Here is a 5,829-nt window from a genome sequence, read left to right as displayed (position 1 = left end):
ACAACGACTCGATCAGCGTCTGCGCCATGACCAGTTCCTGCGGGCCGACACGCACCTCCTCGTCCAGGAACGGGAAGTCCGGCCGGCGCACCTCGTCCGGCCAGAGCATCGTCGACAGGACGAGCACGTCGCCGCGTATCCGCAGGGTCGCGAGCTGCTCCCGCTGCCGCAGGGCGATCTTGACGAGCGCAACCCGGCCGGAGCCGCCGAGCGCGTCGCGCAGGAGCACGTACGACCTGACCCCGCCGCGGTCGGGCTCGACGTAGTAGCTCCTGGCGAAGTAGATCGGGTCGACCTGTGCCAGCGGGACGAACTCCAGCACGTCGATCGTGCGGGAGGTGGGCAGCGGCAGGTGCGCGAAGTCGTCGTCGGTGAGCACGACGGTCTCCCCGGAGGGCAGCTCGTAGCCTTTGGCGATCTCCGAGTAGGGCACTTCGGCGCCGTCCGCCGCCGCGACCCGCTTGTAGCGGATGCGGGACCCGTCCCAGCGCCTGACCTGGTGGAAGGAGACGTCCCGGTCCTCGGTGGCCGGGTAGAGCCGGACCGGAATCCGGACGAGACCGAAGGAGATCGCGCCTTTCCAGATCGACCGCATGCCCGCCCCTTACTGTGAGTGTGAGCGTGTTCATGGGTTGTCCCGACCGGCATACCGCGGCGGTGACAGCGCCGGATCACGACAGCGCCGGATCAGGCGTCCGCACTGGCGGACACGGCCCAGCGGGCCGCGCTCCGCAGCCGGCGAACACACTCCTTCCACAATGGTCTCCCAACGTCGAGGGGTAAGGAAGCCATGTGGACACAAAAGGCGAACGAATCGCGGACGGACGTACGCCACGAGCGACAGTGCCCGACCCCGGGAACCACCGCACGACGATCGCGACACAATTCCACACTCTGCACACTCTCCGTGCGCACTACTGTACCGACCGTTTCCATCCTGGTTGCTCCGTGGCCGGGCCGTTGCCTGCCCACGGCCGGATGAGCTGGTATTCATGGTGGGCGACGTGCCGGACCGAGTCGAAGAACACGGCAATCTTTTCCCACTTCGGCAGGTACGCCCGGCGCCCAGGTGGAAGGTTCCAAAACGGCGGTAGGGCCAACGCAAGAGTACAGAGGATCACAGTCCGTAGGCGCTGACAGGAGAAAGCCATGACCTCACCGACGGATCTTCCGCTCGACGTGCATGACGTTCTCGACCGTCCCGACGTGTCCGACGCGGACGCTGCGGAGCAGGCGCGCGAGGTCCTGACACGCGATCCGCTGCCGCTCACGGCGTCGTGGCCGTCGTCGCTGGAGGTCGACGAGTACGACGCCGCGGAACAGCAGATCGTCGTGGACGTCGACGAGGACGAGTACCGGTGAAGCGGGCCTGACCCGGGCGAGCCCCGCGCGGGCCCTGGTCCACGCGAGCCTCTGATCCAGCGGTGACGTGCCGGCGCCGGGCGGGCCCGCCCGGCGCGGCCAGCCGGCGCGGCACGTCCGCACGGGAGACCGGTGACCGGTCCGCCCGCGGCCCCTCGGGCAGGTACGGGAATCCGCCAGGACGGGATCAGTCGGGACGGGGGCCGGCAGGAAAGGTACGGTGAGCCACCAGCGGGTTCGCCCCCGTCGGGTATCCACATCCGTGGGCACCCGGATTCCGCCCGGATCCGATGTGCTCCTCTTGTGTTCACATAACATGACAAAGCACCACGGGTCGGGTCCCGACCGGGCGCGACGCCCAGCCCGGGTATCCGGACGGGCACCATGCCCGGCACGGGCAGCCGCCGAGCCGGCACCGAGGCTCGGCCGATCAAAGGAGGTGCGCCGGTGAGCGCCGAGCCGGCCGCGCCGCAACCGCGTTCAGGCAAGACCGCCCGGCTGCCGCGCACCGCTCGCCGCTTCCAGCTGCTGGGAGCGGCTCGTGAAGTTTTCGTTGCCCAGGGCTATCACGCCGCGGCGATGGACGAGATCGCCGAACGCGCGGGCGTCAGCAAGCCCGTCCTCTACCAGCACTTTCCCGGAAAGCTCGAGCTCTACCTGGCGCTGTTGGACGAGCAGGCCCATGCCCTCGTCTCCAGTGTGCAGCGGGCACTCGCGTCCACCACCGACAACCACACCCGGATCGCCCGGTCGATCGCGGCCTACTTCGACTTCGTCGACGATCCCAGCGGCGCCTACCAGCTCGTTCTCGAGTCCGACCTGCGCAGCGAGCCCGCCGTCCGCAAGCGGGTGGAGAACAGTTTCACCGAGTGCGCCAACGCCATCGCGGACGTCATCGCCGCGGACACCGGCGTCGGCCCGGCCGAGGCCGAGCTGCTCTCGATCGGGCTGGTGGGCCTCGCCGAGACCGGCGCCCGCTGGTGGCTGGTCACCGGCGAGGCGGTCTCGAAGGAACAGGCCGTCGCGACCATGGTCGAGCTGGCCTGGCGGGGACTCGCCGGATACCCGCGCCGCACTCCCGCCGGCGCCGACCCGGCACCCCCCCGGGAGCCACCCCGGGAAACCGCCAGCGGCGGTGACGCCTCCAGCGGGCCCTGACGCCTCCAGCGAACATGGCCCGGCCACGTCCCACACCCCGCGCCGTAGGCCCTATGGTGACCTAGCCGGCCGAAGACGGCGAGACCCTCGCTCCTCTCCCGCCGCCGGACGTCGCCAGGAACCTGGACGGCACACCTGACGAACACGGAGGTCACCACTGGTGGAGGTCAAGATCGGGATCCAGAACGTCGGGCGCGAACTGATCATTGAGAGCGGCCAGTCGCCGGACGACGTGGCCCAGGCGGTCACCGACGCGATCAGGTCGGATCTGGGGCTGCTCACGCTCGTGGACGAGAAGGGCCGGCGGGTCGTCATCCCGATCGGGAAGCTGGCCTACGTCGAGATCGCCGAAGCCGAGACACGCCGGGTCGGTTTCGGCGCGCTCTGACGGCGACGACGCCCTCCGGTAACCCGGAGCATCCGGAGAAACACAGAAGGCAGCCGAATGCCGGCTACCCGGGCCGGGGCGGGCCGGTTTCGACCGCCCCGGCCCGGGTAGCCGGGGCGTCCCAGGTCGCGGGTCCGGCTCCCGGCCGGGGCCGTCTCAGGTCGCGGGCCCGGCTCCCGGCCAGGGCCGTCTCAGGTCGACAGCCCGAGCGCGTCCATCCGTGCCGTGTGCGCGAGGGTGATCCGGTTGAACAGCTCCGCCAACGCCGTCAGGTCGCCTATCCCGTCCAGCAGGGCGGCGAGCGCGCTGCGCTCCACCGCGACCCGCTGCGCCTCGGTCAGTGCCTCCCCCATCAGCCGCCGGGCCCACAGCGCGAGCCGGCCGGCCACGGCCGGGTCGGCCTCGACCACCGCCCGGACCCGCCCCACGGCGAACGCGGCATGGCCGGTGTCGGCGAGGACGTCGAGGACCAGCGCGCGCACGTCGGGATCGAGCACGGTGGCGATCTCACGGTAGAAGTCCGCGGCGATGCTGTCCCCGACGTACACCTTGACCAGGCTTTCCAGCCAGTCGGCGGGCGCGGTGAGGTTGTGGAAGTTCGTCAGCGGTGACACGAACGGCTCCATGGCCCGCACCGGGTCGACCCCCACCCGCAGCAGGTAGGCGCGGACCTCCTCGAAGTGCGCGAACTCGGCGGCCGCAATGCCGGCCAGCGCGATCTTGTCGGTCAGGGTGGGAGCCATCCGCGCGTCCGTGGCAAGCCGCTCGAACGCGGTCAGTTCGCCGAAGGCGAGCAGCCCCAGCAGATCCACGACAGCGACGTCCGGCACGCCCGCGCGGACGGCGCCAGAATTCTGGGCATCACGGGCCTGAACGTCATGAGCCTGAACGTCATGAGCCTGAACGTCACGGGCCCGGACGTCACGGTGCGGCTCGGGCGCGGCGGTGGCCGCCTCGTGGGCCCGGCCTCCCAGGACGGCCGAATCATGATCGGGCTGTTTTCGGCCCTCCGGGTCAGGGCCGCGCGCCGCGTCGGAGCCGCCGGCCTCACCGGTCACGCCGTCCCCGTCGGTCGACGGCGCCGGAAAGCCGGCCCGGCCGGTACCCGTACCGTCCGTCATATCGGATCACCTCAGCATCGTCCTCATGGCGAACCGCCCGATATACACCGACCGGAAGCAGGACCAGGACGCCTTACGGCACAGGCACTTGCGGCATCTGACGGAATGGGCCGCGGCACCCTGCCGAAGGTCATCGTGTCGGAACATGTCTCGGAGAGCAGCCCACAGGTTATCCTCATCATTAGCCGGGAGCTGCCAAGACCACTTCCGGCCCGCGCGGGCGTCGCCCCACTCCGGGTCAGCGGACCCCGCCGGTAGATGTCGTGAGCGGGTGCAGCGTCGGATCCCGCTCATAGCGACTCGGGGACCTGGGCCTCGATGGCGCGAGCGAAGGACGATCGCGCCGTCTCCAGCCCTCTAGCAGACCAGGAGCATCCCGCTGTCCGTTTCAGCCGAAACCACAACACACCGACACGATGACCCCACAGATCCCGCGGGACACCCGGACGCCGGCGAGCCGGGAGCCCCGACGGCACCGGCCACGACACCGGCGCCCGGCTTCGCCGACCTCGGCGTCCGCGAAGAGATCGTCGAGGCCCTGCGCGTCAAGGGCATCGTCTCCCCCTTCCCCATCCAGGAACTGACGCTTCCGCTGGCGCTGGCCGGGTCCGACATCATCGGGCAGGCCCGCACCGGCACCGGCAAGACGCTCGCCTTCGGTATCCCGCTCGCGCAGCAGGCGACCAGCCGTGACGAGGGCGCCAGCGGGCAGCCGCAGGCGCTCGTGGTCGTTCCCACCCGCGAGCTGTGCCTGCAGGTCACCGCCGACATCGACCGTGCCGGCTCGGGCCGCGGGCTGCGGGTGCTGCCGGTCTACGGCGGCCGTGCCTACGAGCCGCAGCTGGCAAGCCTGCGCGCCGGTGTGGACATCGTCGTCGGCACCCCCGGCCGGCTGCTCGACCTGGCCCGCCAGAACGCCCTCGTGCTGACGGCGGTGCGCATGCTCGTCCTCGACGAGGCCGACGAAATGCTCGACCTGGGCTTCCTGCCGGACGTCGAGCGCATCCTCGCCCAGCTTCCGGACATCCGCCAGACGCTGCTGTTCTCCGCGACGATGCCGCCGCCGGTGATCTCGCTGGCCCGCCGGTTCATGCGGCGGCCGGTGCACGTCACCGCGGAGCACCCCGACGAGGGCCGCACGGTGCCGGACATCAGCCAGCACGTCTTCCGCGCGCACGCGCTGGACAAGATCGAGGTGCTGGCCCGGGTCCTGCAGGCCGAGGGCCGGGGGCTGGCCATCGTCTTCGTCCGGACCCGCCGCACCGCCGACCGGGTCGCCGACGACCTGACCGGTCGTGGCTTCGCCGCGGCGGCCGTCCACGGGGACATCGCCCAGGGCCAGCGGGAGCAGGCGCTGCGGGCGTTCCGGTCCGGCAAGATCGATGTGCTGGTCGCCACCGACGTCGCCGCCCGTGGCATCGACATCGGCGGGGTGACCCACGTGGTCAACTACCAGTGCCCCGAGGACGAGAACGTCTATCTGCACCGCATCGGCCGCACCGGCCGGGCCGGCGGCAGCGGGGTGGCGGTGACCTTCGTCGACTGGGACGACATACCGCGGTGGGCGCTGGTCAACCAGGCCCTGGGGCTTGCCTTCGACACGCCCGTCGAGACCTACTCGACGTCCCCCCACCTGTTCGAGGCCCTGTCCATCCCCGCGGACGTCCGCGGGGTGCTGCCGCAGGCGTCCCGTACCCGGGCCGGGCTCGCCGCCGAGGAGGTCGAGGACCTCGGGGAGACCGGGCGCCCCAGGCGCCGGCGGCCAGGCCGGGCCGGTGACCGGGCGGACGCGGCCCGCAC

6 protein-coding genes are annotated in these 5,829 nt (G+C 71.2%); 4 read left to right on the top strand and 2 right to left on the bottom strand.

Annotated elements, in window-relative coordinates:
* A partial coding sequence (ku, locus tag NBX02_RS04260) for a non-homologous end joining protein Ku (RefSeq protein ID WP_250290069.1) occupies window positions 1–595 on the bottom strand: 595 nt, incomplete at its 3' end.
* 554 nt (window positions 596–1,149) lie between these two features.
* On the opposite strand from ku, the gene NBX02_RS04255 reads away from it, so the two are divergent.
* From NBX02_RS04255 to NBX02_RS04245, 3 genes are all read left to right on the top strand, one after another.
* Window positions 1,150–1,362 carry a hypothetical protein gene (locus tag NBX02_RS04255; protein ID WP_250286906.1) on the top strand — a complete coding sequence of 71 codons (213 nt, stop codon included), beginning with the start codon at window positions 1,150–1,152 and terminating at the stop codon, window positions 1,360–1,362.
* 447 nt (window positions 1,363–1,809) lie between these two features.
* Complete coding sequence (locus tag NBX02_RS04250) at window positions 1,810–2,520, top strand: TetR/AcrR family transcriptional regulator (protein WP_250286908.1); 711 nt, start codon at window positions 1,810–1,812, stop codon at window positions 2,518–2,520.
* Between the two features lie 160 nt (window positions 2,521–2,680).
* Window positions 2,681–2,908, top strand: coding sequence for a DUF3107 domain-containing protein (locus NBX02_RS04245; protein ID WP_250286910.1), 228 nt, complete (start codon window positions 2,681–2,683; stop codon window positions 2,906–2,908).
* A 191-nt stretch (window positions 2,909–3,099) separates the two neighbouring features.
* On the opposite strand, the gene NBX02_RS04240 is transcribed toward NBX02_RS04245, so the two are convergent.
* Window positions 3,100–3,738 carry a ferritin-like fold-containing protein gene (locus NBX02_RS04240; protein WP_250286912.1) on the bottom strand — a complete coding sequence of 213 codons (639 nt, stop codon included), beginning with the start codon at window positions 3,736–3,738 and terminating at the stop codon, window positions 3,100–3,102.
* 670 nt (window positions 3,739–4,408) lie between these two features.
* Between NBX02_RS04240 and NBX02_RS04235 the strand changes: the two genes are divergently transcribed.
* A partial coding sequence (locus NBX02_RS04235) for a DEAD/DEAH box helicase (protein WP_445548259.1) occupies window positions 4,409–5,829 on the top strand: 1,421 nt, incomplete at its 3' end.

The sequence above is a fragment of the Protofrankia sp. CiP1_Cm_nod1 genome, assembly GCF_920888515.1.
Taxonomy (GTDB): domain Bacteria; phylum Actinomycetota; class Actinomycetes; order Frankiales; family Frankiaceae; genus Protofrankia.
Note: the sequence above shows the minus strand (reverse complement) of the source record. Positions and strands in the feature narration are given on the sequence as shown.

What these genes read in the sequence shown, in the direction of transcription:
- NBX02_RS04255 (WP_250286906.1), top strand. Translation starts at nt 1,150, where the DNA reads ATGACCTCACCGACGGATCTTCCGCTCGACGTGCATGACGTTCTCGAC.